Source organism: Deminuibacter soli (assembly GCF_003412455.1).
GTDB classification, from domain to species: Bacteria; Bacteroidota; Bacteroidia; order Chitinophagales; family Chitinophagaceae; genus Deminuibacter; species Deminuibacter soli.
The window spans coordinates 261,724-287,962 of record NZ_QTJU01000002.1 but is presented as its reverse complement, the minus strand read 5'-3'; the positions used below and the strand labels follow the sequence as shown (position 1 = coordinate 287,962).

General features: G+C 47.4%; 19 protein-coding genes. 9 read left to right on the top strand and 10 right to left on the bottom strand.

What is annotated here, in order from left to right:
* The first annotated feature begins 54 nt into the window (after window positions 1-54).
* A complete protein-coding gene (locus DXN05_RS07625; protein ID WP_116846644.1) occupies window positions 55-1,323 on the top strand; it encodes a hypothetical protein in 1,269 nt (422 codons plus the stop codon).
* Window positions 1,324-1,395: 72 nt separating this feature from the next.
* Here DXN05_RS07625 and DXN05_RS07620 read toward each other — a convergent pair whose 3' ends face one another.
* Both DXN05_RS07620 and DXN05_RS07615 read right to left on the bottom strand, forming a co-directional pair.
* Window positions 1,396-3,615, bottom strand: coding sequence for a GH92 family glycosyl hydrolase (locus DXN05_RS07620; RefSeq protein WP_116847128.1), 2,220 nt, complete (start codon window positions 3,613-3,615; stop codon window positions 1,396-1,398).
* Window positions 3,616-3,789: 174 nt separating this feature from the next.
* The gene (locus tag DXN05_RS07615; RefSeq protein ID WP_116846643.1) at window positions 3,790-4,314 is read right to left on the bottom strand and encodes a single-stranded DNA-binding protein; all 525 of its coding nucleotides are present in this window, start codon (window positions 4,312-4,314) and stop codon (window positions 3,790-3,792) included.
* Between the two features lie 348 nt (window positions 4,315-4,662).
* Between DXN05_RS07615 and mnmA the strand changes: the two genes are divergently transcribed.
* Complete coding sequence (gene mnmA / locus DXN05_RS07610; protein WP_116847127.1) at window positions 4,663-5,754, top strand: tRNA 2-thiouridine(34) synthase MnmA; 1,092 nt, start codon at window positions 4,663-4,665, stop codon at window positions 5,752-5,754.
* Window positions 5,755-5,796: 42 nt separating this feature from the next.
* On the opposite strand, the gene DXN05_RS07605 is transcribed toward mnmA, so the two are convergent.
* The gene (locus DXN05_RS07605) at window positions 5,797-6,624 is read right to left on the bottom strand and encodes an AraC family transcriptional regulator (protein ID WP_116846642.1); all 828 of its coding nucleotides are present in this window, start codon (window positions 6,622-6,624) and stop codon (window positions 5,797-5,799) included.
* Window positions 6,625-6,789: 165 nt separating this feature from the next.
* Here DXN05_RS07605 and DXN05_RS07600 point away from each other — a divergent pair, with 165 nt between their 5' ends.
* From DXN05_RS07600 to DXN05_RS07590, 3 genes are read left to right on the top strand one after another with little or no spacing between them, the layout of a single operon-like run.
* Window positions 6,790-8,166, top strand: a complete 1,377-nt coding sequence (locus DXN05_RS07600) for a TolC family protein (protein WP_116846641.1) — start codon at window positions 6,790-6,792, stop codon at window positions 8,164-8,166.
* A 24-nt stretch (window positions 8,167-8,190) separates the two neighbouring features.
* Window positions 8,191-9,261 (top strand): HlyD family secretion protein, encoded by a 1,071-nt coding sequence (locus DXN05_RS07595; RefSeq protein WP_116846640.1) that lies wholly within the window; start codon window positions 8,191-8,193, stop codon window positions 9,259-9,261.
* A gap of 3 nt (window positions 9,262-9,264) precedes the next feature.
* Window positions 9,265-10,869, top strand: a complete 1,605-nt coding sequence (locus DXN05_RS07590; protein ID WP_116846639.1) for an MFS transporter — start codon at window positions 9,265-9,267, stop codon at window positions 10,867-10,869.
* A 136-nt stretch (window positions 10,870-11,005) separates the two neighbouring features.
* On the opposite strand, the gene DXN05_RS07585 is transcribed toward DXN05_RS07590, so the two are convergent.
* From DXN05_RS07585 to DXN05_RS07570, 4 genes are all read right to left on the bottom strand, one after another.
* The gene (locus tag DXN05_RS07585; protein WP_116846638.1) at window positions 11,006-12,187 is read right to left on the bottom strand and encodes an RsmB/NOP family class I SAM-dependent RNA methyltransferase; all 1,182 of its coding nucleotides are present in this window, start codon (window positions 12,185-12,187) and stop codon (window positions 11,006-11,008) included.
* Between the two features lie 122 nt (window positions 12,188-12,309).
* Window positions 12,310-13,236 carry a hypothetical protein gene (locus tag DXN05_RS07580; RefSeq protein ID WP_147313859.1) on the bottom strand — a complete coding sequence of 309 codons (927 nt, stop codon included), beginning with the start codon at window positions 13,234-13,236 and terminating at the stop codon, window positions 12,310-12,312.
* 167 nt (window positions 13,237-13,403) lie between these two features.
* Window positions 13,404-14,966 (bottom strand): 2-oxoglutarate dehydrogenase complex dihydrolipoyllysine-residue succinyltransferase, encoded by a 1,563-nt coding sequence (gene odhB, locus DXN05_RS07575; RefSeq protein WP_116846636.1) that lies wholly within the window; start codon window positions 14,964-14,966, stop codon window positions 13,404-13,406.
* 86 nt (window positions 14,967-15,052) lie between these two features.
* Entirely contained in the window at window positions 15,053-17,791 is a 2,739-nt protein-coding gene (locus DXN05_RS07570; RefSeq protein WP_116846635.1) for a 2-oxoglutarate dehydrogenase E1 component, read from the bottom strand.
* A gap of 209 nt (window positions 17,792-18,000) precedes the next feature.
* Here DXN05_RS07570 and rpsT point away from each other — a divergent pair, with 209 nt between their 5' ends.
* Window positions 18,001-18,252, top strand: coding sequence for a 30S ribosomal protein S20 (gene rpsT / locus DXN05_RS07560; RefSeq protein ID WP_116846633.1), 252 nt, complete (start codon window positions 18,001-18,003; stop codon window positions 18,250-18,252).
* Between the two features lie 65 nt (window positions 18,253-18,317).
* On the opposite strand, the gene DXN05_RS07555 is transcribed toward rpsT, so the two are convergent.
* Both DXN05_RS07555 and DXN05_RS07550 read right to left on the bottom strand, forming a co-directional pair.
* Window positions 18,318-19,688, bottom strand: a complete 1,371-nt coding sequence (locus tag DXN05_RS07555) for a HAMP domain-containing sensor histidine kinase (RefSeq protein ID WP_116846632.1) — start codon at window positions 19,686-19,688, stop codon at window positions 18,318-18,320.
* Window positions 19,685-20,383 carry a response regulator transcription factor gene (locus DXN05_RS07550; RefSeq protein ID WP_116846631.1) on the bottom strand — a complete coding sequence of 233 codons (699 nt, stop codon included), beginning with the start codon at window positions 20,381-20,383 and terminating at the stop codon, window positions 19,685-19,687. Before DXN05_RS07550 ends, DXN05_RS07555 begins: the two co-directional genes overlap by 4 nt.
* A gap of 29 nt (window positions 20,384-20,412) precedes the next feature.
* Between DXN05_RS07550 and DXN05_RS07545 the strand changes: the two genes are divergently transcribed.
* The gene (locus DXN05_RS07545) at window positions 20,413-22,137 is read left to right on the top strand and encodes a M14 family metallopeptidase (RefSeq protein ID WP_116846630.1); all 1,725 of its coding nucleotides are present in this window, start codon (window positions 20,413-20,415) and stop codon (window positions 22,135-22,137) included.
* 152 nt (window positions 22,138-22,289) lie between these two features.
* On the opposite strand, the gene DXN05_RS07540 is transcribed toward DXN05_RS07545, so the two are convergent.
* Window positions 22,290-23,018 (bottom strand): head GIN domain-containing protein, encoded by a 729-nt coding sequence (locus DXN05_RS07540; RefSeq protein ID WP_116846629.1) that lies wholly within the window; start codon window positions 23,016-23,018, stop codon window positions 22,290-22,292.
* Between the two features lie 147 nt (window positions 23,019-23,165).
* Here DXN05_RS07540 and guaA point away from each other — a divergent pair, with 147 nt between their 5' ends.
* The gene (guaA, locus tag DXN05_RS07535) at window positions 23,166-24,701 is read left to right on the top strand and encodes a glutamine-hydrolyzing GMP synthase (protein ID WP_116846628.1); all 1,536 of its coding nucleotides are present in this window, start codon (window positions 23,166-23,168) and stop codon (window positions 24,699-24,701) included.
* 171 nt (window positions 24,702-24,872) lie between these two features.
* Window positions 24,873-26,060, top strand: a complete 1,188-nt coding sequence (locus DXN05_RS07530) for a type 1 periplasmic-binding domain-containing protein (protein ID WP_147313858.1) — start codon at window positions 24,873-24,875, stop codon at window positions 26,058-26,060.
* The last annotated feature ends 179 nt before the right edge of the window (window positions 26,061-26,239 follow it).

The following is a 26,239-nucleotide window of genomic DNA, read 5'->3' as shown; positions in this document are numbered from 1 at the left end:
CTGCAAATATCCCCATCGCCTGCAACGCATTGCAGGATTGGTTATTTTTATGGCATGAAATCATTGTTGTTTGCCGCGCTGTGCTGTTGTTGCGCGGTTAGTTCCTTTGCCCAGTTTGCACGCGAAAGCATACATACCGATGTGGTGCTGTACAATAAACGCCAGTCGTTTGACAAATACCTGCGCGATAAAACCATCCGTGATGCATTTGCTTCCCCGTTAGACAGCAATACGGAAGACAAATACGAATCTGCCTGCTGGGCCATTTGCCAGTTTATGATCCGCAACGATGAAGTAAAACAGGGTTTTGACAAATTATTCGCCGCCTACCCCACGCTGGCTTACAGCACCAGGCGTGCATTTCTCGAAGCCGTATACACCGTTTACCCGGATAGTTATACTACCGCGGTAGAACAACTGCTGCAGAAAGAAACCATACCCAAACTGTTTGCCATGCAGGCACTGTACCTGTTTCGCAACGATGCATCCATGGACAAACTGATACAGCTGCAAACCCTGCTGCAACAAAAGTTTCCGCGCAACGACACATTGCCCCTGCTGCAGGAACTGAAAAAATACCTTACCCTGCACAACACTTATGCAGAACAGCCCACACCACCGGTGGGTGATCTGTTTGCGCATCAACAGGTACTGGGACAAAAAATTATTTACAGCTTTCAACGCTGGAACCGTGATTACCCGGGCCTGGCTATTGTACAATATGCCGATGGCAGTTTTGCAAAAGACAGCACCGGCAAACTGCTGGTATTTCAGCAGCTGGCGCGTGCAGGCTCTAACCTGCCCTATTTTATTACCAATGGCAACACACCGCAGGGCATTTACAGTGTGCAGGGCACAGCTATTGCACACAACAATTTTATAGGCCCCACGCCCAACCTGCAAATGATTATGCCCTGTGAATCAACCGACAGCGCTTACTGGCACACACCGTACGATTCAACACAAACACCGCTCAGCAACTACCTGCAGCTGCTGCCTGCATCCTGGCAGCAATACCAGCCATTGACAGAAGCTTTTTATGCAGGCAAAACAGGCCGTTCTGAAATTATCGCGCATGGCACCACCATCGATCCCGCCTATTTTAAAGGCATGCCTTTTTACCCGCTTACACCCACACTGGGTTGTTTGTGCGCCAAAGAAATATGGAATGAATTCAACGGCGGCTTCCAGGAGAGTGACCAGTTCTCACTCGTCAATACCTTTATTGCCACACCCGGTGATACCGGTTATTTAATGGTGATTAACATAGATAACCAACAGGCGCCTGTTACGCTGGCAGATATCCGGCAATTCATGAAATAATCAATACGAGCTAAATAAAAAGACCGCCCCGGCTGAGCCGGGGCGGTCTTTCTAATAAACAGCTGTTGTTGCTTACAGCACTACACCCGGTCTGTCTGTGGGTTTCACACCCCAGGTAGCAGATGGTTTAGCGCCCATAAACAATACCAGTTCGCCACCTTTAATCACATCACTGTGCTTGATGAACGATTTGGTGTATGGTTTGCCGTTGAGGGTGGCTTTCTGTATGTAAATGTTTTTATCGGTAAGACCATTGGCCGTTACTTTAAACGTTTTATTGGCAGGCAGCTGTATGCTTACGCTTTGCATCAGCGGTGTACCGAAAACATATTCGCCGCTCGATGCATTGGCAGGGTAAAAGCCCATTGCACTCCATACATACCATGCACTCATTTGCCCGCAATCTTCGTTACCGCACAAACCATCTGTTTTGTTGGTGTACATGGTGCTGGTAATGTATTTGATGCGCTCAGCTGTTTTGGCAGGCGCACCGGCATAGCTGTACATATAGGCAATGTGGTGGCTGGGTTCGTTGCCATGTGCATACTGGCCAATTAAACCGCTGATATCGGGTGAAGTGTTTTCACCTTTCAGCTGGGAGCTGATGGTAAACAGCGAATCGAGCTTGGTGATAAAAGGCTGTTCACCACCATGTGCACTGATTAAGCCATAAATATCCTGGGGTACAAACCAGCTGTGCTGCCAGGAGTTGCCTTCTGTAAACATCGCTTTGTCTGCATCGTGTTCTGAATAGTAAGGATCAAACGGAACCACCCATTTGCCGTCTGCATTTTTCGCCCTTGCAAAACCGATGGTTGAATCAAACAGGTTTTTCCAGGAAGCAGAGCGTTTCATAAACTCGTTGTAATCGGCTGTAGCACCCAGTTTGTGGGCAACCTGTGCAATACACCAGTCATCATACGCATATTCAAGCGTAACGGTTACACTGCTGCCGTATTTATCCTGCGGCACATAACCGTACTGACGGTAAACATCGGTACCGCGGATATTCTGCATCGCGCTTTTTTTCATGGCTGCGTATGCTTTGGGCACATCAATGCCGGGAAACTCTTTCAGTATCGCATCTGCAACAATGGGTACGCAATGGTAGCCCGTCATGCAGTTGGTTTCATTAAACTCCAGATCCCATACAGGCAGCAAACCGCTCTGATCATAAAAAGCCATGTACGAGTTAATAATATCCGGTACACGTGCAGGCTGCAACAGTGTAAACAGCGGGCTTTCGGCCCTGAATACATCCCACAGAGAGCTTACGGAATAAACAGGTTTATCTGCATGTGCAAGATTTCCTTTTACTGATTTGTAGTTGCCTTTGCTGTCGCTGAAAGTTACCGGTGCTTCATATGCATGGTACAGCGCGGTGTAAAATACCTGCTTCAACGTTGGGTTATTGGAGGTGATTTTTACTTTACCCAGTTCTTTTTCCCAGCTGGCTTCAGCCTGTTTGCGAACGGCATTGAAGCCCTGGCCTTTCAGCTGGTCAATCGCATCCATTGCCCCTTCAATATTGGCAAAGCTCAATCCCACTTTCATTTCAATCTGCTCATCCTGTTTGGTATCGAACAGCAGGCAGGCCACTACTTCTTTGTCAGCAACCTCGTCTTTGGCAAGGCGTTGCTGACCTTTGAACAGTGCTACACTTTTAACAGGCTTGCTTAAGCGAACGGCAAAATATACACGCTGGTCTTTTGCCCACCCGGTTGAATAACGGAAGCCCACAAAAGTGCTGTCGTTGATGCGTTTGAAACTGGCACTGGTTGGTTTATCCCAGTTAATGGCAAAAGCAAGGTTAAAACGGATCATCGCATCCTTGCTCTCCGGAAATGTATAACGATGCACACCGGCAAACATACCGGCGGTTAATTCTGCCTTTACTTTAAAATCGTTCAGCACCACGCTGTAATAACCAGGACTGGCTTTTTCATTGGTGTGTGAAAAATGGCTGGTGATTTTATCAGTGGATGGTTGTACACCGGTAATGGGCAGTACAGATATGTCTGCAAGATCTCCAATGCCTGTACCGCTTAAATGGGTATGACTGAAACCTGCAATCACCGAATCGGAGTAGTTGTAGCCACTGCACCAGTCCCACCCTGCGGTGCCATTGTCAGGGCTCAGCTGCACTGCGCCAAAGGGCACGGTTGCGCCGGGATAAACGTGGCCATGTGCAGAAGTGCCGATGAAGGGATTAACATAATCGATCACACGCTGGCCATAAGAAGCGCCAACGCAGGAAACTGCTGCTAATAATGCGAATGCTCTTTTTTTCATGTAGGCGATTATTTCGGCGGCTAAGATAGCAGATAATTGAGAGGAGGTTTTGCTAAATTGATTTTTCAAAGGAGTTTTTGCGCTTTTCGGCAGTACGTGGGAACTGATGCCGGACCTATATAAAAAAAAGACAGCCTCCCGGCTGTCCTTTTCAATCATGTTCTCAACGTTTTATTAAAACGGCAAATCATCTACCGGTTCAGTTAAATCGCTGGGGTTGGGTGCACTCATGCCCTGGTTGCCACCACCGTAACTGTTACCGCCACCTCCGTAGTTATTGTTATTGTTGTTGTAGTTGTTACTACCGCCGCCCTGGTAGCTGTTACCGCCACCCTGGTTTGACTGGTAGCCACCTCCACCACCGTTGTCACCGCCGCCACCTTCGCGGGTGCCCAGCAGCTGAACGTTCAGCACGCGTAATGTTAAGGATGCGCCCTGGCGGCCATCGTTTGTTTGATAGGTACGGATGTCAGGATTGCCCTCTACATAAACCTGTGTGCCTTTTCTCAGGTACGGAGCAATCGCGGTTCTGTCTGTCCAGTAAGCACATTCAACCCAGATGGTACGGTCTTTCAGGTTACCAGTATTATCCCTGAATTTTTCTGTATGCGCAACACTGAAATTGATCACCGACTTGCCATTCACATTGTTGGTTGTACAGTCCTTCCCCAGGTTTCCGATAACTTGTAATTTAATCATACTGCTCTATTTAAGTAATTCGGCAAAATAAAGTAAAATATCCGCTACAGTTCAGCCATTTTACCCACACAATCCACCCACGCAATGTCAATTATTCAGGCGGTTTCGTCCGCCACTGGTTCGCAGAACTGCACGGCCTGTAATAGTACAACCGCCGCGTAGATAAAGTTCAATCATCGCCCCGCAATGTGCACAACGCGGGCAAAACCGCACAATTAATTGAAAATCACACAAAACAGGCAATAAATCGCCGTCTTTCACAACCTGCTCCTGTCACCCCATCGTAATTTCCACCGGCGCTTTCCTGCACCCCGGCACAAAAGAGTATCTTTGCGCAAATTTTTTATCATGAGCCGTAAAGGAAAGGTTTTGGTTGCAATGAGTGGCGGTATCGACAGCACCGTTACTGCGCTCATGTTACATCACGAAGGATACGAAGTGGTGGGCATTACCATGAAAACATGGGATTATGCAACCAGCGGCGGCGGTCATAAAGAAACCGGCTGCTGTAATATAGATAGTTTTAATGATGCAAGGCAGGCAGCTGTACACCATGGCTTCCCGCATTTTATTCTGGACATACGCGATGAGTTTGGCGATTTTGTGATAGAAAATTTTGTGGAAGAATATATCGCAGGCCGTACCCCTAACCCTTGTGTTATGTGCAACACGCACATTAAATGGCGCGCGCTGTTAAAACGTGCCAATGCATTGGGTTGCGATTTTATTGCTACCGGTCACTACGCCAATGTGCTGCAGCACACCAATGGCCGTTATACCATCAGCAAGGGGTTGGATGAACTGAAAGACCAGAGTTATGTGCTATGGGGGCTTGACCAGGAATTGCTGGCACGTACCATTATGCCGCTTGGCAAATACCGCAAAACGGAAATACGCCAGATGGCGCTCGATTTCGGGTATCCTGAACTGGCGAAGAAAAGTGAGAGCTATGAAATTTGCTTTGTGCCCGATAACGACTACCGTGGCTTTCTGAAACGCCGCGTAGAGGGTTTGGAAGAAAAAGTAAATGGCGGCTGGTTTGTTGACAAAAGCGGCAAACGCCTGGGCCATCACAAAGGCTACCCCTTTTACACCATCGGGCAGCGCAAGGGACTGGATATTGCATTGGGCAAACCTGTATTTGTAACCGGCATAGATCCCGATACCAACACCGTAGTGCTTGGTGACGAAGTTGACCTGGAACGCAGCGAAATGCGCGTAGCCAAAATTAACTGGATGAAATACGACGGTGTTACCGACGGAATGGAAGCTATTACCAAAATACGTTACAAAGACAAAGGTGCATTGGCTAACCTGTACAATGAAGACAATGGTTTACGCATACGCTTTTACGAAAATGTAAAAAGCATTGCCCCCGGCCAGAGCGCCGTTTTTTATGAAAACGACGAAGTCATTGGTGGCGGCGTAATTATGCGTTAATAAAACAATCTCTTATTATAAGCGTGGGCTGTATGTAACGGCTCACGCTTTTTTTATTACCCCCTTCAGCTTTACATAATCCGAAGGCCGCTCCCCCACAATTTTATAAAATGTGTTACTGAACGTAGGCACACTGTTATAACCTACCATATAGGCTGTTTCATTTACAGGCCGCTTTTCATCCAGCAAAAACTGCAGGGCTTTCATCATGCGCTGCAAGGTAAAATACTGTACAAAAGTCATATCCAGCTCTTCCCTGAATACACGGGCCAGCGTGCGTTCGCTGTAGCCGAAACGCTTTGCCACTTCAGGGAAATGCTGTTCCTCATCCATATGCGCATACAGGTAACGTACCAGTTGCAGCAGCCGCTCGGTTTTGGGATAAGGCAAAGCAAATGACAGGCTCGAACTGCAAGCCTCGGGCAATATTTTTTTGATGGCCTGCATGTAGGTAAACGCACTGTCCTGCTCCCGGGTTATGTGCCCATTCCAACGGTTGGTAAACAGCAGCATTTCGAGCAGCATATCACTCACCGGGTAAATGGCCAGCTGTTTGTAGAAGCCTGCCTCTTTGCGTTGTACAGGGAAATACAGGTTGCGCATCATTACCTGTGCACTGCTGGCTGTAATGCTGTGTATGGCGCCGGCAGGTATCCACATAAAATGCCTGGCCGGTAAAAAATAATTTTTATCAGGTGTTGTCACGTGTGTAACACCCCCTTCGGTATACAACAGCTGCGCCTTGCGGTGCCTGTGTTGCCTGATACGGCTTTCACCAAGCTTGTTCAGCCCCATTGAATCGTGATTGCAATAGATACTTGCAGCAATACGGTCTATTTCAGCCAGGTATTTTTCGTCGTTTACACGCATGGCAGAATTGAATAATTATTTGACTTTGGAAGATATTTATGCCTACCCCAAAATTAGGACATTTGCGTTATGATTTTACCTGCAAAACCGCGCTGAAACAATCCCGGCTTACGAAAAAATCACCCGCAGTAACAAAACACTGCTGCTTGCCCCAACAATAGATTTATGAAACATGAATATACAGGGCCAGTGCATGGCATCCGGCTCTTACGCGCAATTTATGGCGTGCTGGCACTGGCATGCCTCCTGTTAACAACTGAAATAAAAGCGCAGGAACTAAAACACATTGATTCACTCAGCCTGCAGCAGGCCGTGCAATTTGCTGTGCAAAACAACAAACATATCGGCGCTGCACATATTAAAAATGCAATCAGCAGCGCCAATACAGCTGTTGCTAAAAACAACCAGCTGCCTGATGTGGACTTTCATACTTCTTATGAACGCTTTAACACATTAACTGAATACCGCGGTGGTTTAAACAACCCGGTACGCATTCCTACCATTCACGATATGTATGATATTACACTCACCGCCAAAGTGCCGCTGTATGCAGGTAACAGGATCAAAAATGAAATCGTCAAATCCAGGCAGGAAGAACAACTTGCGGCATTGAATACCGAGAAAACAGAGAACGATGTGCATCTTGAAGTGGTGGAACAATACCTCGGTATTTATAAACTGATGCGCCTGGATGCAGTAATGGCTGAACAGGAAAAAGAAGATGAAAGACGTTTAAAAGAAGTACAGGCATTGAAGCGAAACGGTGCTGTAACCAAAAATGAAATATTACGTGCAGAACTGCAGTTGTCTGATCTGCAGCTTACCCGTATCACCAATCATAAAAATATTACCATCGCCTGTCACGATCTGCAGACTACACTTGGACTGCCTGAAGAAGACACACTGGTGCTCGACACCATGCAATTATTGCACAATGAGCTTCCGGAGAAGGACTATGCAGCCTATGCAGCAGCAGCGATGAACAAGGATGAGATAAGGCAATCGCTGAAAGAAGAAGCCATTGCACAAACGGAAAGGAAGATTGTAAAAGGTGCATATTACCCTACCATTGGCTTGTTTGGTCAGTATGCGTATAAATACCCCGATTATATGATGTTTCCTCCCACGCCTTATTTATATAGTCTGGGTATGGTTGGGGTAGATGTAAGTTTCAGCATCAGCAACCTGTACAAGAACAAAAAGAAAATGGCAGTAGCCGATAAAAAAATTGCCCTGCAGCAAATGGAAACATCCATCCGCAGGGATGAGGTAAACGACCGGGTGTTCAAGGCATACACGCAGTACACGGAAATGCTCGAGCGCGTGCCGGTGACAGAGAAAGCCATACAGCAGGCCGAAGAGAACTACCATATTGTAAAAACGAAATACCTGAACCAGCTGGCATTGATCACTGACATGATTGATGCAGACAATTCATTGCTGCAGGCCAGGTTTAACAACGTAGCAGAGCACATTAACGTGCAGCTGCAGTATTACCGGCTGCAATATGCCAGCGGCAACATCAACACATTCCATAACTGATTATAACTATATAACAACATTAATATGAAGACAGCAAATGCCGGAACACAGAAGCAGGCCGGGAATTTAATCAACAAAATCGTGAGCACAGTAGCCATACTGCTGTTGCTGGGTGGCATAGGTTTGGCCACGTGGTTCTTTGTGTTTTACCACAATCATGAAGAAACCAATGATGCACAGATTGAGCAGTACGTAACCCCTGTTATCAGCCGCATTACCGGTTATGTGCAGGAGGTGCGTTTTGAAGAAAACCAATATGTACACAAGGGTGATACGCTGCTGGTCATTGATAACCGGGAATACAAATCCAGGCTGCAGATGGCAGAAGCCGAACTGGCCACGGCCCGCGTTACAGAAGGGGTAATGGAAAAAGGCGCTACGGCAGTACAAAGCAATACCGCCATTCGCCAGGCCCAACTGGATGCCGCCAAAGCGCAGTTGTGGAAAGCAGAACAGGACTATAAACGCTACGGCAACCTGCTGCAGGAAGAAGCCGCTACAGAACAGCAGTTTGAACAGATGAAGGCCACCTATGAATCAGCGAAAGCGCACTACGCCGAAATAGCCAACAGCATACAGTCATCCGAATACAATACTGCAGAAGCATTATCCAAAGTGCCTGCTGCCGCCACTGCCATTAAAGCCAGGGAAGCAGCGGTAGACAATGCTGCCTTGTTTTATTCCTACACTGTTATCACGGCACCGTATAATGGCTGGGTGGGACGCAAAACCCTGCAGCCTGGCCAACTGGTAAAAGAAGGTCAAACACTTGTGTCGGTAGTAAGCGAAGAAAAATGGATCACGGCCAATTTTAAAGAGACGCAGGTTAGCCATTTAACTGCAGGCCAGCAGGTAATTATTAAAGCAGATGCAACCGGTAAAACCATTATTCATGGTACGATTGAATCATTTTCACCTGCAAGCGGCGCACGCTTTTCTTTGCTGCCGCCTGATAACTCAACAGGCAACTTTGTAAAAATAGAGCAACGTATCCCGGTACGCATCCATATCAGCGAACGCGACAGTGCAACGCAATTCTTACGGGCCGGTATGAACGTAACTGTTACCGCTCCTTTTCTTACCGCTAAAAGTTAATACATGCAGCAGTCACCGGATATATTTAAATCATGGGCGCCCGGCTGGTTAATCAAGCTGGTGCTGATTTGCTGCATGGTGCCTTCCATGATGCTGCTGGGATTGTATAATTCAAATGTTACCTATGCCTCCAGCTTCTTGGATGTGGAACCTGAAGACATGCAGTATGCCATTTGTATTACTTACGCAACCCTGGTTGCCACGGTGCTGATAGAAAACCGGTTCTTTAAATATTTTTCTACCCGCAACTATTTTATCGGCATCAGTTTTATCTCGGCATTGGTGCTGATTTTATCGGCATGGTCGCACCATTATTACCAGTTTCTGCCATTGCGTTTTGCAGAGGGGGTTTGCATGGCCTTACCGGGAGGTTCTTTGCGCCAGTTATTGTTGTCGAAATACAAATCGAAAAATGCAGTGGTATTTGTATACACGTTCTTTTATGGCATATTGTTGTTATCATCCGGTTTAACCATGCACCTGGTGGTGTGGATGCTGGACCGTTTTACCTGGCAGCACATGGCTGTTGGTATGGCGCTGTTTCATGTATTGTGCATGGGTTTGCTACTGCTGGTATTTAATGGCAACAGGCTGCATAAGAAAATACCCTTGTACCGGGTTGACTGGGTAAGTTATATACTGCTGTTGTGCGCTATGTTTGGCGGATCGTACGTACTGGTGTACGGTGAAAAGCTGTACTGGTTTCAATCACCCGTTATTATCGGTGCTGCTGTGCTGGCCCTGGTTACAGGCGCTTTGTTTACCCTTCGGCAATTGCACCGCAAAAGACCCGGTTTTAATTTTGCAGTTACCCAATATGCCAACCTGCGCACAGGTGTGTGTTTGTTTATCTTATTCTATATCTCCCGTGCTACGCTGAATATCTGCCACAGCACCATGAGCCGTGTATGGAACTGGGAGCCATTGCATGTGGCTGCAGTGCAATACATCAATATGGGTGGTATTGTAGCCGGGCTCATATTTTCCATCATAGCGCTGCATTACCAGGTACGCATCAAACGATTGCTGGCTGCAGGTTTCCTGTTACTGGCCGTGTATCATATCTGGTTTACCTTTTTGTTTGTGCCCGATGTTGCGCTGTCGCAGATAACCATCCCCTACTTATTACAGGGCATGGCTGTAGGTATGCTGTTTGTACCGCTGGTATTGTTTACTGTTTCTTCAGTGCCGGCTACAATGGCTGTTTCGGCAGGTATTGCCGGTGTAAGTGCAAGATTCTGGGGCAATACACTTGGGTTCAGCGTGTTTCAAAATGCGCAGGTGTATTTGCAGCAGCAGCACTACAGCAAGTTGCAGCAGTTTATTTCACCCGAAAGCCCGGTAGCACAGCAACGTGTGGCACAGGGTGTACAAAGCTTTATGGGCAAAGGTTTCAGTGCTGATGAGGCAATGGCACTTACCGTAAAACAACTCAACAACGCCACGGTAAAACAGAGCATGCTCCTGAGCAATATGGAGCTATTTACGGTAGTGGGCATTGGCCTGCTGGTGGCAGTTGTGCTAATACTGGCAAACCAGCACCTGAAAAATGCTTATGTTATGATGAGAGAAAAAACTGAAAAAGTATTGCCACGCACACTGTGGTAAAATCTGTGTTTGATTTGCTAAACCATAACCAAAGGTCAGAAGTTTCCTGGTCTACGGGATCCAAGGTGATGTGTGTACAGCTTCTTTTAACAAGGCACCAAGGAACCCGTAAACTTTTGACCTTTCTTTTGATTCCTCATTCTTTGATGCACAATGCCGCGAACATGCTGTCTGCCTGCAACGCGTACCCTTTCAGCACTTCGGTCTGCAATATTTTCATTGCGTGTTTTTGCTGTAATAGCTGTACCATGGTTTCGTTCTCTTCCCTGAAAACGGAGCAGGTGATGTACAAAAAGTAAGTACCGGCTTTTATTTGCGGTACAATGTTGTTGACTATCTGTTGCTGCAGCGAAGCATAGTGCTGCAGTTGCTCATTGGTAAAATAAAACAGTTGCTCAGGCGTTCGCCCCCAGGTACCACTGCCGCTGCATGGTGCGTCGCAGATAACGAGGTTTACATCCCGGTTCTGCAGCAGTTTTTGCTGTTTGGTTAAATCGGCTGTAAACCAGTCGTACCGCGTAATACCCGCTTCTTTAAACCTTTGTTGGAGGTTGCGGATAATCGATTCCCGCACATCAGAAACAGTAAGCGAAGCCGGCTTCAGTAAATCGTTTGCCAGTATAGATTTGCCGCCGCTTGCCGCGCAGCAGTCCCAGATGCGCCACTGGGTACCGGGCGATAACACCTTTACCTGTTGCAGCAAACCACCTACCTTTTGCGAGCTGTAATCCTGCACCACAGCTGCTTTGTTAACATCAAGCAGGGTGCTGATGCTGGTATTGGGTTGCAGGGCAATGCAATATTTATCTGCCTGCTCAAAAGGTATATTTTGTTGGGCCAAAGCATCCGGTACTTTTTGTTCGTACCCGGGTCGTATGCGCAAAAACACTTTTGGTTGTACCAGGTGGCTGTATGCAAATGCAGTGGTATCAATGGTTTCGCTGCAATGTGTTAACCAGGGAAAAATGGTACCGGCCTGTAGTGCCGGGTATTGCTGCTGCACAAAACTGATGCGTTGCGATAATAACGGGGTATGTTGCTGCAACCAGGTTTCCTCAAACAATGCCTCCCACGATTGCAGTTCGTTGCTGCACAGGTACAAGGCAATCTTCATTCTTTCTTCAACAGGCAGGTGAAGCAGTGCATGGCCCAGCCGGTAGTAACAATAACAGAGTTCGGAAATATACTTCCTGTCTTTAGAACCATGTTTTTTATGCGCACTGAAATATTGTTTCAGGAAAGCCGCCAAAGGCAGTTCCCCGTTATATTGCTGAACCAGTGTGGCTGCTGTAGCCAGGTGTTTGAACGCATAATGCATCTGCAAAAATAATGGAATGGCAGCGCATTCAGCAGGTTGGGTATTGCAGTGCTGTAACGGCAGATACCTACCGGCTGTTTTATAACGACACGTAGCTTATTCTGCAGCAATGGCTTGCCTGATTAACGGTAGTAGTAACTGCCTTTGTAGTTTTTGTTTACATCTGAATGAAAAGCAATTTCAAAATCGGGCATGTTGTTTTCATTAAACTCTGCAGAACGACTGATTGTTACGCTCTTTGTATTGCCTTTGCCCAATAGTTGCTGCGTTTGTTTAATGCAGATGTTGGGTGAACAGCGGTATTCATCTGTATACAAAAATGCTTCGTAAGCCAGGGGAAGCGGGTTGTAATTACTGGCATAACCATAGGCGTTTTTAACTGCATCCTGCAGGGTATTGCTTTGCGCAGTTACCGCTTTGGTGCTGCTGCCAACCAGGTTATCAAAGCCATCGTAGGTGTAGGTTGTTTCTGCAATTTTCTGAATAGCGGTAACATTGTTACCATTGTAGATGCCGGTAAAATAAACCGATGCCAGGGTAATGTGTTTGTTGGTATAGGTAAACGCGATGCTGTCCCTGCCTGAAACACCGGCCAGCTCAAAAGTCTGCACAGCATAATCAAAAGTAGTGGCAGCAGCCGGGTAATGCACGGCGATATTCACCTGTACAGGGGTTGTGGCAGCCGGTGCAACAATGCCTGCATCAGACAATTGCTTTGACAACCCGCCCGGGAACAAAGCACCGAACGTAGTGTTTCTGCCGATATTGGAAATCTGTCCGCCTGTGTTGCGGCTCAGCTGCATCACATCATTGTAAATAGTAGCTCCGTCGTTGCCGGTTGTAACAATACCCAGCAATTGCTTTTTCCCGTTGTAGTTGTAAATGCTCACCACCGAATCGCCCATTACATTAAAGCTGGTAAAGCGTATCAGCTGCGTGCCATCTGCTTTTAAACTGTCTGCATCATCATCGAGTGTATAGGTAAGTCCCTTCTGGCATGAAGAGAATAGTATGAGCACAGCGCCCAGCAGCATCAAGGAGTAACGCATATATCGGGGTTTAGGTATTGGATAAAACATATCAAAAAGCACAATATGTTTTCAGGGTATGGACTTGCTGTAAAAATAGGGATTTCGGCAATTAAACCCTACAACCGGCCGGGCATTAAAAAAGGCCGCTCTTTACGGGCGGCCTTTTTTAATATTATGTACAGGAATTACAACTCCAGTAAAGTTTTTACCGGGTCTTTTCCAAACAGTAACAGTTCGGGGTTTTCGAGCAGTTCTTTTACCCTTACCAGGAAGCTTACACTCTCACGGCCATCAATAATGCGGTGGTCGTAGCTGAGGGCAATGTACATCATGGGGCGGATAACCACCTGGCCGTTTACAGCCATCGGGCGATCCTGAATTTTGTGCATACCCAGGATAGCGCTCTGCGGCAGGTTGATAATCGGCGTGCTCATGAGGCTGCCGAATACGCCACCATTGGTGATGGTGAAGGTGCCGCCCTGCAGTTCTTCCATAGTTAATTTGTTGTCGCGGGCTTTAGCGGCCAGCTGCAACACGGTTTTCTCGATATCGGCCATGCTCAGGCTTTCTACGTTGCGGATAACCGGAACAGTTAACCCTCTTGGCGTGCTTACTGCGATGCTGATATCAGCATAATCATGGTACACCAGTTCATCGCCATCGATATAGGCATTTACCGCAGGCCATTCACCCAGGGCAATAGCACAGGCTTTGGTAAAAAAGCTCATGAAGCCCAGGTTTACACCGTGTGATTCTTTGAACTTGTCTTTAAACTGTTTGCGGATATCCATGATACGCGTCATGTCTACTTCGTTGAAAGTAGTTAACATGGCGGTGGTGTTCTTTGATTCAACCAGGCGGCGGCTGATGGTTTTACGCAGGTTGCTCATTTTCTCTTTGCGCACGTTGCGGGTAAAGAGATCGTTGCCTGCATAAGCCTGTTTGCCGGGGTGTGCCAATGCATCGAGCACATCGTGCTTCAGTATTTTGCTGTTGGGACCGCTGGGGGTTATGCTTTTGGGATCTACTTTTTTATCAGCAATCATGGCAGCCGCTACAGGAGAAGCTTTCAGATCGTTGGGTACTGCGGTAACAGGTGCCTGTACAGCAGCTGGCTGTGCCGGTGTTTTGGCAGGGGTTGCAGCAGGTGCAGCAACTTTATCAGGCACCGCAACATCGCTGTTTATTTTGGCGATAATATCACCTATTTTAATTACATCACCTTCTTTGGCAGCATGCTGCAACTGACCGGTTTCTTCTGCGTTCAGTTCAAAGGTTGCTTTTTCACTTTCCAGTTCGGCAATTACTTCGTCACGTTTAACGAGGTCGCCATCGTTTTTCACCCATTTCAGCAGGGTTACTTCGCTGATCGATTCGCCAACCGTAGGAACTTTCATATCAATCACGCCTTTACCTACTGCTACAGCGGGTGCTGCGGCAACCTGTGGTTCGGCCTTGGCTTCAGGAGCAGGGGCTGCAGCCTGGGGTGCAGCGGCACCGGCAGCAGGAGCCTGCGCAGTTTCATCTACATTGGCCAGCACCGCGCCAATTGGCAAAGAATCGCCTTCTTTGGCCACGAGCTTCAGCACGCCGGCCAGTTCGGCATTTACTTCAAAAGTCGCTTTCTCACTTTCCAGTTCGGCAATTACCTCATCACGCTGTACATAATCGCCATCTTTCTTTGTCCATTTCAACAGTGTAACCTCGCTGATTGATTCTCCAACCGGTGGAACTTTAATCTCGATCATAAAAGTCTGTTTCGTAATTAGGTCTGCAGCCTGTTTGGCTGGTTTATATTTTTTACGTCTTAAATACTTGGTCTATTGCTTCGCTACTATATCGTGAACGCCATTTCAATAATATCTGCCTGTTCCTGTGCATGCACTTTTGCAAAACCAGTGGCGGTAGATGCGCTCGCATTTCTGCTGATTACACCAAAGTTCACCGTGTCTTTCAGGTTCATTTGCAGGAAGGAAGCAGCGCCCATGTTCAGCGGTTCTTCCTGAACCCAGTACCACAGGGCTTTACCGTATTTTTTATACAGTACTTCAATTTGCTGAACAGGCAGCGGGTACAGCTGTTCCAGGCGTATAATCGCAATATCTGTCCTGTTTTCCTTTGCACGGCGGTCTGCCAGTTCAAAGTACAGTTTGCCTGAGCATACGAGCACTTTTTTCACTGCAGCTGCATCTTTCACTGCTGTATCGTCCAGCACTTCCTTGAAGCCGCCGGTTGTAAACTCGCTGATATGGCTGTAACTGCCCACATGACGCAGGTTGGCCTTGGGCGCCATATTAATCAGCGGTTTGCGGAACGGCCATGCCAGCTGCCTGCGCAGTGCATGGAAGAAGTTTGCAGCAGTTGTGATATTGGTGACGATCATGTTGAGCTCGGCACTCATCTGCAAAAACCTTTCGAGACGCGCGCTCGAGTGGTCGGGCCCACCGCCTTCATAACCGTGCGGCAGCAGCATTACCACGCCGCTCATGGTTCCCCATTTCTCTTCTGCGCTCGAAATATACTGGTCAATCACCATCTGCGCACCATTTACAAAGTCACCGTACTGGGCTTCCCACAGTACCAGCGCATTGGGGTTAGACATGGCGTAACCGTATTCAAAACCCAGCACACCGTATTCACTCAGCAGGGAGTTAAACACGCGGAATTTGCCTTGTTTTTCCTGGAAATGATTGAGCCTGTTGTATTCTTTGTTGGTTGCTTCGTCGAACAACACGGCATGCCTGTGAGAGAAGGTACCACGTTTTACGTCTTCACCGCTCATACGCACATCTTTGCCTTCGGTTAAAATGCTCGCGTAAGCCAGCAGCTCACCGGTTGCCCAGTCAAGTTTCTGTTCTGCATCAAACAGCTTGACTTTTTCCTGCAGCAGTTTTTCCACTTTTTTCAGCGGGTTAAAATCTGCAGGCCATTTCATCAGTCCGCCAAACAGGCTTTTTACCTGCTCTTCGCTGATGGCAGTTACAGGCGACTGGTTAAAGTCTTCTGCTTTGGCTTTGCGCAGTTCACGCCACCACAGTTCAGGCTTCTGGTAGCTGTAAGGGCGTGGTTTCTGGCGAATTTCATCCAGGCGTTCCTGAAGATCGGCCCAGAATTTCTTTTCCATCTCCTTAGCCAGGTCTTGTACCGCATTTTCCCCGTTTTTCACCAGGTATTCCATGTACACTTCCCTTGGGTTGGGATGTTTATCAATCAGTGCGTACAGGGCAGGCTGCGTAAACTTGGGCTCATCACCTTCGTTGTGGCCATGGCGCCTGTAGCAAAGAATATCGATATAAATGTCTGAATTAAACTGCTGGCGGTAGTCTGTGGCAATTTCCACTGCTTTTACCACGGCTTCCACATCGTCGCCGTTAATGTGCAGCACAGGGCTTTGGGTAATGGCTGCAATGGCTGTACAGTAATCCGAGCTGCGTGCATCGTCAAAATCAGTGGTAAAACCAATCTGGTTGTTGATTACGATGTGTACGGTACCGCCTACGGAGTAACCGGGCAGCTCGCTCATCTGGGCTACTTCGTAAGTAATACCCTGACCGGCGATAGCGGCATCGCCATGTATTAATATCGGCAGAATTTTGTCGTAATCGGCATTGTACAGCACATTGGCTTTAGAACGCGCAAAACCGGCAACAACCGGGTTTACCACCTCGAGGTGCGAGGGGTTGGGGCAAAGCTGCAGGTTAATGGTATGGCCATCGGGTGAAACGTGGTCGCTGCTGAAGCCCAGGTGGTACTTCACGTCGCCGCTGCCCATGGTTTTGTCTGCAGGCACAATGCCTTCAAATTCACTGAATATCTGTTCGTATGTTTTACCGAGAATATTGGCCAGCACGTTCAGGCGGCCGCGGTGAGCCATGCCTATCACTACTTCTTTTACGTCGTTTTTGGCTGCCTTGTTGATAATGGCATCGAGGGCAGGAATCAGGGATTCACCACCTTCCAGGGAGAAGCGTTTCTGGCCGATGTACTTGGTATGCAGAAATTTTTCGAAAATCACACCCTGGTTTATCTTTTCCATGATGTGACGGCGCTGTTCCAGCGTAACAGGCTGATTTAAACGTTCTTCAGCAGCTTTCTGTACCCATGCGGCACGTTCGCTGTCGTTTAAAGAACTGAATTCAACACCTACAGAAGAGGCATATACCTGCTCGAGGCGTGCGATGATATTTTTAAGACTGGCTTTGCCGAGACCGATAAATTTACCGGCTTCAAAGCTGCCGGCGAGGTCTGCGTCGGTTAAACCGAAGTATTTGAGTTCCAGGTTGGCGTGCCTGTCTTTACGGGGACGGATGGGATTTGTTTTAGCGATCAGGTGGCCTTTTTTACGGTACGCCTGTATCAGCTGGTAAACCGAAAATTCTTTGGAAAGCTGCGCACTGTCTACAGATGTGCCGGCTGCAGCGCCATTGCCATTTACGGTTCCGAGAGCGAAATCAAAACCTTCAAAAAATTTCTTCAATTCAGGATCTACATTGGTGGGGTTGGCTATATAGTCCTTGTACAAATTCTCAATGTAAGCTGGATGCGAGTTCGTTATATAAGAAAAGTCCTTCATGCCGGGCTGTTTTATCCTTGTTTTGAAAGAATTGTTTGCAAATATCGTGGATTGCATGCAGAAAATATTGGCAATCTTTCCGGCGCTTAACCGATTTTTTGGTATAATTCTGCTAAAATTTGACGGAAAAAAGGATTTCAAAAAAAAATCGCTGATTTTTTCCTTTTTCAAATATTAGGGCTACCTTTGCCGTCCTCAAAAAAGAAATCATGGCAAACCACAAAGCTACAAAGAAAGATGTGCGCCAAGCGGAGAAACGCAGGGAAAGAAACCGCTATTACGGCAAAACAACCCGTAATGCAATTCGTGACCTGAAAGCTGTGAAGGAAGAGAAATCTTACACTGAGCAATTACCTTCTGTAGTATCAATGATTGATAAACTGGCTAAGCGTGGTGTAATTCACAAAAACAAAGCTGCGAACCTGAAAAGCAAATTGGCTAAACAGGCAGCGAAAGCTTAGTTCCGCTTGCAACAATATATTTTTTTTTACCGGCAGGATGACACTGTTCAACTTGCTGGTTTTTTTTATGCCGTTTTGTGAAAGCTTACTGTAAAGCAGTTTTCATTACCGGTATTGTTGCTGTAGGTAACCTGCCCTTTGTGTAACAGCACAATGCGACGTACAATGGAGAGGCCCAAACCAAAGCCTCTTTTCTTCATGGCGTTTTCTCCCCTGAAAAACGGGATAAACAAACGCTCCTGTTCCGGCCTGCTCAGTACTTTTCCCCTGTTGAGGAAATGCAGTTTTATTACATCATGATCTGCTTCGATAATCAGCTGTACATTTTTATTGTCTGAATACTGGAAGGCGTTGCGTATTAAATTACGGAAGGCCGAACGCAGCAAGGCATCGTTGCCGCGGATGCTCAGGTACAATTCATTTTCGGGCACATGGGTAAACTCCAGCGAAATAGTAATGCCCTGGAACATGCGCTTCACCATTTCAATGGTATCGTACAAAATTTCATCGAGCCGCACTTTTGGCCAGTCCAGCGAGTACGATACCTGTTCGTACTGCGATAACAGCAGCAAGGAATTGGTTAGTTCAATCAGTTCCTGCTGGTCTTCTTTTAACGACTGCAGCACGCCCCTTGCTTCTTCGGCAGTAAGCTCGCGGCGCAATGCGGCTTCTGTTTGCGAAAGCATGCTGGCCAGCGGGGTACGCAGCTCGTGCGAGGCATGGTGTACAAAACTTTTCTGGAATTCAAATCCTTTCTGCAGCCTGTCGAGCATATCGTTAAAGTTGGAGGCAATGCCCGACAGCTCGCTGTAGTCATTTTTCACATCCACCCTTTCGCGCAGGTTGCTTTCGGTAACGCGCTGCATTTGCTCACCCAGTTTTAACAGTGGCCGGGTAAGCTGCCCTACAAATAAGGTAACAAATATCACGGTAATAATAATGCTGCCCAGCAGTACCAGGGCTGCATAAATGCGCAGCCTGCCCAAACGCAGCAGCCCGTACTTGTCGAGTGCAGAGCTGATAACATAGGCAGGATGATGGTCTTCATTAATAAATACCCCTACCCCCTCGCGTTTGTCTTCGCTGAAATTAAAAACACCATGACTGCGTATGGAGCGGAGAAAATTGGTGTCGATGGTATAGTGCAGCGTTTCGGGGTTTGCATATATTACCCGCATCGATGAATCAACGATAACGGTGTGCAGCGCAAAAAACTGGCGGGCAGCAATGCGGTCTGTATCGGGAAAAAGGGCTGAATCGAAGCTGTTGGTATGATAGTATGCCTGGTATTGCTGCACATCTTTCGCCCATAATCTTTTGCTGAAATCGTTGTGCCTGTTATCAGCGAATAAAATATAAATCAGCGAAACGGAGGCAGTTAGTATAACAAACACCAGCAAGCTGAACAGCAACGCAAACTTGAACTTCAGGTTCATGACAGGGGCGTTTCTCTCACGTAGTAGCCAAAGCCTGGTTTGGTATGAATGAGTTTTGTTTCAAAAGGTTTATCAATCTTATTGCGCAGAAAACTGATGTACACTTCAATCGTATTGGTACCGGTATCAAAACTCAGCTCCCATACCTTTTCCAGGATTTCCTGTTTTGAAATTACTTTGCCTTTGTGGCGGGAAAGCAATACCAGCAGGGCAAATTCTTTTGCAGTAAGGTTGATATTTTTGCCGGAACGGTTCACGGTTTTATTTTCCATGTCAATTTCCATATCGGCTACGGCAATTTTTTCGCCTACTTCATTGGCTGCATCTGCACGTTTCAGGAATACCTTGATGCGCGCAAACAGCTCATCAAAATGGAAAGGTTTAACGATGTAATCATCTGCACCCAGGTTAAAAGCATCCATCTTGTCATGAATTTCACCCAGTGCAGTTAACATAATAATGGGCACATGCTTATTGTGATCCCTGAACTCTTTGCACAGGGCCAGCCCGTTTTTATAGGGCAGATTGATGTCGAGCAGTACCAGTGAATACCCGTGCTGTTTAAACAATTTCTCGGCAATCATCCCGTCAAAAGCCACATCTGTCTGGTATCCCTGCCTGTTTAATTCTTCCTGAATCACCTGGCTGAGCTTGGGTTCATCTTCGGCTAACAGGATTCTATAAACGTTTTCCATTACTTTGTATAGATTTCAAATTCAAATTAATGAAAAAACCTCTTCTTATTGCAGCATTTTTTACGGTTTTCTTTTCCAGGGCCCAAAACCTTGCCACACCTTTTGAAAAAAGCAGGGAACAAGCCTCTGCCACCTACTTTGAAAGTATCGCTTATTACCGCCAGCTGCAAGCTTTGTTTAGTTCTGTTCACATTCGTTCATTCGACACAACTGATGCAGGGTATCCTTTATCGTTGGTCATTTACAGTAAAGACAAGCAGTTTACGCCCAGCCAATGGCGTGCCGGACATAAAGTGGTAATCCTGGTGAACAACGGCATTCACCCCGGCGAACCAGACGGTATTGATGCCAGCATGCAGTTGCTGCGCGATTTGCTGCAACAAAAAATTGCGACACCCGATAATGTTGTGCTGGCCATTATTCCCGTGTACAACATCGGCGGATCGCTGAACAGGGGCAGCTTTTCGCGCGTAAACCAGAACGGCCCCGAAGCATACGGCTTCAGGGGAAACGCACAAAACCTCGATCTCAACAGGGATTTTATTAAGGCAGATTCAAAAGATGCCATAGCGTTTACACACATTTTCCAATGGCTGCAACCCGATATTTTTATCGACAACCATGTGAGTGACGGTGCCGATTACCAGCATACCATGACCTTACTCACCACCCAGCACAACAAACTGGGCGGCAACCTGGGTGAATTTTTACACAATCGTTTTGAGCCTGCCCTGTACAAAGGCATGCAGCAGAAAAAATGGGACCTGGTGCCGTATGTGAATTTTGAAGAAGGCAATCCTGAAAAAGGATGGATGGCCTTTTACGATCCCCCGCGTTACAGCAGCGGTTATGCCACCCTGTTTCAAACCCTGGCGTTTATGCCCGAAACACATATGCTGAAACCTTATGCAGACCGCGTTCACAGCACCTATGCGCTTATGCAGACCATGATGGAGCAGGCCTCCCTGATGCGCGACAGCATTATTGCCGAACGTGCAGCTGCCATTGCCGCCAGCATGCAGCAGCAGAACATTACGCTGAGCTGGCAGGCTGATACTACACAGTTTGAATACATTCGTTTTAAAGGATACGCCACTGCCACCAAAACCAGCGATGTAACCGGTATGCCCCGCATGTATTACGATCACAGCCAGCCTTTTGAAAAAGACGTGCGCTTTTACAATACATTCAAAGCTGCCGTAAATGTGCAGAAACCCAGGGCTTACATCATTCCCCGCGGCTGGCAGCAGGCTATTGAACGGCTGGCGGCAAATGGTGTCCAAATGACACAATTCACACAAGACACCACCATCACCGTCAGCTATTATCATATTGACGATTACAAGGCACAGTCACGCGCTTTTGAAAAACACCACCGCAATACCGATATTAAACTATCGGAACATGCCACTGAACAGCGTTTTGTGAAAGGCGATTATATTGTTTATACCGGCCAGCGTGCAGACCGCTACATTATGGAAACCCTGGAACCGCTGGGTGATGACAGCTTTTTCAGCTGGAACTTCTTTGATGCCGTATTACAGCAGAAAGAAGGGTACAGCAATTACCGCTGGGAAGATGTGGCAGGCCCCTACCTGCAACAACATCCCGAACTGCAGCAGCAGCTGGAAGCCAAAAGAAAGGCCGACCCGCTGTTTGCCGGCTCAGCCAGCGCCCAACTCGATTTTGTGTACAAACACTCCCCCTGGTACGAGCCCGCACACCTGCGTTACCCTGTTTACCGGTTAAATTAAGCCCCGGGAACAGCTAAAATCTGTCCAAAATAGCATCGCCCGGGGATCGTCCGAGGGTCGTCCGGGCAAACCATACAATAAGCAAAGGGCCGCAGTGCGGCCCTTTGCTTATAAAAACGTCAAACATTAAACGTTAAACCTTAAACGCCCCCTCAATTCTCCATTTTCTTCACCGTACCCGAGCCTGTAATCTCAGACGATACATTTCCATTGCCCCTGTACAGGATTTTGCCCGAGCCGGTAATGCCTGCTTTCAGCTGCACATCGGCAAATACTTTTGCATCACCGCTGCCGGTGATTTCAATTTTGGCGTCTTCTGATTTCAGGTTTTCGCCCCAGAAATTGCCTGAGCCGGAAATGTCCACATCCAGGTTCTGGGTTTCACCGGCAATATTCATATCGCCCGAGCCGCTGATGGTGCCCGATACTTTGGGTGTATTTACTTCCAGGTTTATTTTGCCATCGCCCGAAATGTCGAGCTCCAGCTTGTTGCCACCGCTGAACTTGCCTTTACCGGTTACAATGGTGCTGCCGCTGATATCAACCGATTCCAGTTTAGGCGTATGGATGGTTACATGCATTTTGCCCGCCGGCCTCAGCCAGGTATGTTCTTTTGTTTTAATCACCAGGTGTCCGTTGTCCATCCCGGTTTCAATATAGGGCAGCAGGTTGGCATCAGCATCAAGCGTAAGCGAAGTGGTAGAAGGGTCGGGTATGATGTCTACAGTAAAATCACCGTAAATCTCAATATCGTTGGCGCTGGTGATGGTGCGTGTTTCAGAAGTCACATTGCCGTTGCCTTTTACCTGTCGTTGGTCAAATCCGCGACAGGAGCCGAAAGCAAATCCGGCAGCGCAGGCCAGTAAAAGCAGTTTGTTCATAGTTCATGTTTTGTGGCGGGAAAATACAAAAACTTATGTAAGCAGGCCGTTACGCGCCTTGCCGTTTATAAAAATACCCTGCCTGCAACAGGCAGTGAATGTGTTTCATTGGCAACTCCTCCTCCAATTTTTTGTACCTTCGCGGCCATGACAGAGAAGATACTTATCCTGGACTTCGGCAGCCAATATACTCAATTGATTGCCAGAGCAGTAAGAGAGGCCAACGTGTATTGTGAAATTATTCCGTACCACAAGCCATTCGACATTGACAGCAGTATTAAAGGTGTAATTCTCAGCGGTTCGCCATTTAGTGTGAACGATGAAAAAGCGCCTGAAGTAGATATCCTCCGGATCATTAACCGCCTGCCGGTACTGGGGGTTTGTTATGGTGCGCAGCTTACGGCCAAAGCTTTCGGCGGCAAGGTTGACAAATCGAACAAACGTGAATATGGCCGCGCCAAACTCACCAAAAAGCAGGATGATGTGCTGCTGCACAACATCAGCAACGATTCGCAGGTATGGATGAGCCACAGTGATTCTATTACCGGGATACCTGAAGGTTTTGAAATTCTCGCTACTACCGAAAGCATTCCTGTAGCCGCTTTCAAGAAAAACGGCGGCGATACACAGCCCCTGTATGGTTTACAGTTTCACCCCGAAGTATACCATTCAACAGAAGGCAAACTGATTATACATAATTTCCTGGTCAATATCTGCGGTTGCAAACAAGACTGGACACCTGCCTCTTTTGTGCATGAAACCATTGAGCAGCTGAAAAAACAGATCGGCGACGCACACGTGATCATGGCCCTCAGCGGCGGCGTTGACAGTACGGTAGCCGCAACGCTCATCAGTCGCGCCATCGGCGACAGGCTGCATGGTATTTTTGTTGACAACGGCGTACTGCGCAAAGATGAATTTGAGCAGGTACTGGCTACTTACCAGCAACTGGGCCTCAATGTAAAAGGCGTGAACGCCAAACAGCTTTTCTACAACGAGCTGAAAGGCAAAACCGATCCCGAAGCCAAACGCAAAACCATCGGCAAACTGTTTATCGATGTGTTTCAGCAGGAGGCCGAACAAATAAAAGAAGCGAAGTTTCTTGGCCAGGGCACCATTTACCCCGATGTAATTGAAAGCGTGAGCGTGCATGGCCCTTCGGTAACCATCAAATCGCACCACAACGTAGGTGGTTTGCCTGAGAAAATGCACTTGTCACTGGTTGAACCGCTGCGCCTGCTGTTTAAAGACGAGGTGCGCAAAGTGGGCCTGGAGCTGGGCATCCCTACCGATATGATCAACCGCCATCCTTTTCCCGGACCAGGTTTGGCCATTCGCATACTGGGTGAAATAACCGAAGAAAAAGTGCAGTTGCTGCAGGCAGCAGATCATATTTACATCCAGGGTTTAAAAGACAATAACCTGTATACCCAGGTATGGCAGGCGGGCGCTATCCTGCTTCCTGTAAAAAGCGTGGGTGTAATGGGCGATGAAAGAACCTACGAATTCACTGTTGCTTTACGTGCCGTGACTTCAGTAGACGGTATGACGGCCGATTGGGCACACCTGCCTTACGAGTTCCTGGCCAACATGTCGAACGAAATTATCAACAACGTAAGAGGCATTAACCGCGTTGTGTACGATATCAGCAGCAAACCGCCTGCAACCATTGAATGGGAATAATACCCGTGCAGGAGATAAGGGGAGTTTGAAAAAGAGGCATTGCATACATTATTTTACCGGGTGATTGTGCAATGCCTTCTTGTTTTTATACGTTTATGTAAAAAACCGGTAAAACGGAACCTCCTGTACCTGATGAAGACGGGTTTTACCCTGAACTTCAAACCTGATTTTATGAATACAACCATGCGGCTACTGATTGGTATGGCTTTGACTTTTTTGAGCATGCACTTCCATGCAGGCGCCCAGGACACCAGTAACCAACCTGTTCGCGTAGCTGTTCTTGCCCCCCTGTACATTGATTCGGCTTTTAACGGCAATACCTACAAACTGGGCAATACCAGCATCCCGAAGTATTTTATACCAGGCCTCGACTTTTACAACGGCGCCATGCTCGCGATAGATTCTTTACAGAAAGAACACCAGCAGTTTGCCGTAACCGTATTCGATACCAAAAAAGCCGGTCAAACCACGCAGCAATTACTGGCCCAGCTGGAACAGGAACATTTTAGCCTGGTGGTTGCCGCCATTAGCGGCAGCGCAGAGCAGAAGCTGGTTTCTGATTTCTCTTTTAAAACAAATACACCCGTTATATCGGCCACCTATCCCAATGATGCAGGTTTAACGGCCAACCCTTTTTTCGTGATGCTCAATTCCAGCCTGCGCACGCATGTGGAAGGTTTGCACAAATACATGCAGAAGAACCATGCCTATGGTAAAATTATTTACCTCACGCGCAAAGGCACGCTCGAAGAAAAGATACGCAGCCAGTTTGCAGCAAAAGACACTTCGTACCCACGCCTGAAATATGCTGTAACTGAAATGCCCGACAACTTTACAGCTGAACAGCTGCTGCCCTTTTTAGACAGCACCAAACAAAACATCATTTTCTGCGGCAGCTTAAATGAAGCATTCGGCACCAACCTGCTCAACATTTTATGCAATGCCCCTGCCTACAAAGCCACCGCCATTGGCATGCCTACCTGGGATGGGCTGAAGGCTGTAGCCAACAGCAATTGCAAACAGGTGGAGATTGTGTACTCAACCCCGTTCAACTTTTCGCGCACCGATAAAACAGGTGCATCACTGTCTAAACAATACCGCGCAAAATTCATGAACCGGCCGAGTGATATGGTGTTTAAAGGTTTTGAAAGCATGTATCATTTCTCCAAACTCATGCTGCAGCACCGCAGTGATTTTATCAACCACCTGTCTGACAGCACAGCCCATATAGCCACAGATTTCAATATAGAACCTGCACGTTTAACCAACACTTCGTTTGTACCGGACTATCTTGAAAACAAAAAACTGTACTTTATTAAAGTGCAGGCAGGCTCAATAAAAAGCACGACGACATTGTAGCGAATAGCGGTTAGCTATTCGCTTGTGCAGCATAGCAGGTAGTTAACGCCGGTGAGGACACCGGCTTCCGCAGCCATAAAACATAAAAGAGCGCACGCGCTCTTTTATGTTTTGCATACCGCATGCTCAAAATAGCTTCGCTCCGGTCAGGTATCCGCTAAAATAGTCTCGACGTGTCG

Excerpts from the sequence above, each read along its gene's own strand:
- DXN05_RS07625 (WP_116846644.1), top strand. The coding sequence starts at position 55 with ATGAAATCATTGTTGTTTGCCGCGCTGTGCTGTTGTTGCGCGGTTAGT.
- DXN05_RS07620 (WP_116847128.1), bottom strand. The coding sequence starts at position 3,615 with ATGAAAAAAAGAGCATTCGCATTATTAGCAGCAGTTTCCTGCGTTGGC.
- DXN05_RS07615 (WP_116846643.1), bottom strand. The coding sequence starts at position 4,314 with ATGATTAAATTACAAGTTATCGGAAACCTGGGGAAGGACTGTACAACC.
- mnmA (WP_116847127.1), top strand. The coding sequence starts at position 4,663 with ATGAGCCGTAAAGGAAAGGTTTTGGTTGCAATGAGTGGCGGTATCGAC.
- DXN05_RS07605 (WP_116846642.1), bottom strand. The coding sequence starts at position 6,624 with ATGCGTGTAAACGACGAAAAATACCTGGCTGAAATAGACCGTATTGCT.
- DXN05_RS07600 (WP_116846641.1), top strand. The coding sequence starts at position 6,790 with ATGAAACATGAATATACAGGGCCAGTGCATGGCATCCGGCTCTTACGC.
- DXN05_RS07595 (WP_116846640.1), top strand. The coding sequence starts at position 8,191 with ATGAAGACAGCAAATGCCGGAACACAGAAGCAGGCCGGGAATTTAATC.
- DXN05_RS07590 (WP_116846639.1), top strand. The coding sequence starts at position 9,265 with ATGCAGCAGTCACCGGATATATTTAAATCATGGGCGCCCGGCTGGTTA.
- DXN05_RS07585 (WP_116846638.1), bottom strand. The coding sequence starts at position 12,187 with ATGCATTATGCGTTCAAACACCTGGCTACAGCAGCCACACTGGTTCAG.
- DXN05_RS07580 (WP_147313859.1), bottom strand. The coding sequence starts at position 13,236 with ATGCGTTACTCCTTGATGCTGCTGGGCGCTGTGCTCATACTATTCTCT.
- odhB (WP_116846636.1), bottom strand. The coding sequence starts at position 14,966 with ATGATCGAGATTAAAGTTCCACCGGTTGGAGAATCAATCAGCGAGGTT.
- DXN05_RS07570 (WP_116846635.1), bottom strand. The coding sequence starts at position 17,791 with ATGAAGGACTTTTCTTATATAACGAACTCGCATCCAGCTTACATTGAG.
- rpsT (WP_116846633.1), top strand. The coding sequence starts at position 18,001 with ATGGCAAACCACAAAGCTACAAAGAAAGATGTGCGCCAAGCGGAGAAA.
- DXN05_RS07555 (WP_116846632.1), bottom strand. The coding sequence starts at position 19,688 with ATGAACCTGAAGTTCAAGTTTGCGTTGCTGTTCAGCTTGCTGGTGTTT.
- DXN05_RS07550 (WP_116846631.1), bottom strand. The coding sequence starts at position 20,383 with ATGGAAAACGTTTATAGAATCCTGTTAGCCGAAGATGAACCCAAGCTC.
- DXN05_RS07545 (WP_116846630.1), top strand. The coding sequence starts at position 20,413 with ATGAAAAAACCTCTTCTTATTGCAGCATTTTTTACGGTTTTCTTTTCC.
- DXN05_RS07540 (WP_116846629.1), bottom strand. The coding sequence starts at position 23,018 with ATGAACAAACTGCTTTTACTGGCCTGCGCTGCCGGATTTGCTTTCGGC.
- guaA (WP_116846628.1), top strand. The coding sequence starts at position 23,166 with ATGACAGAGAAGATACTTATCCTGGACTTCGGCAGCCAATATACTCAA.
- DXN05_RS07530 (WP_147313858.1), top strand. The coding sequence starts at position 24,873 with ATGAATACAACCATGCGGCTACTGATTGGTATGGCTTTGACTTTTTTG.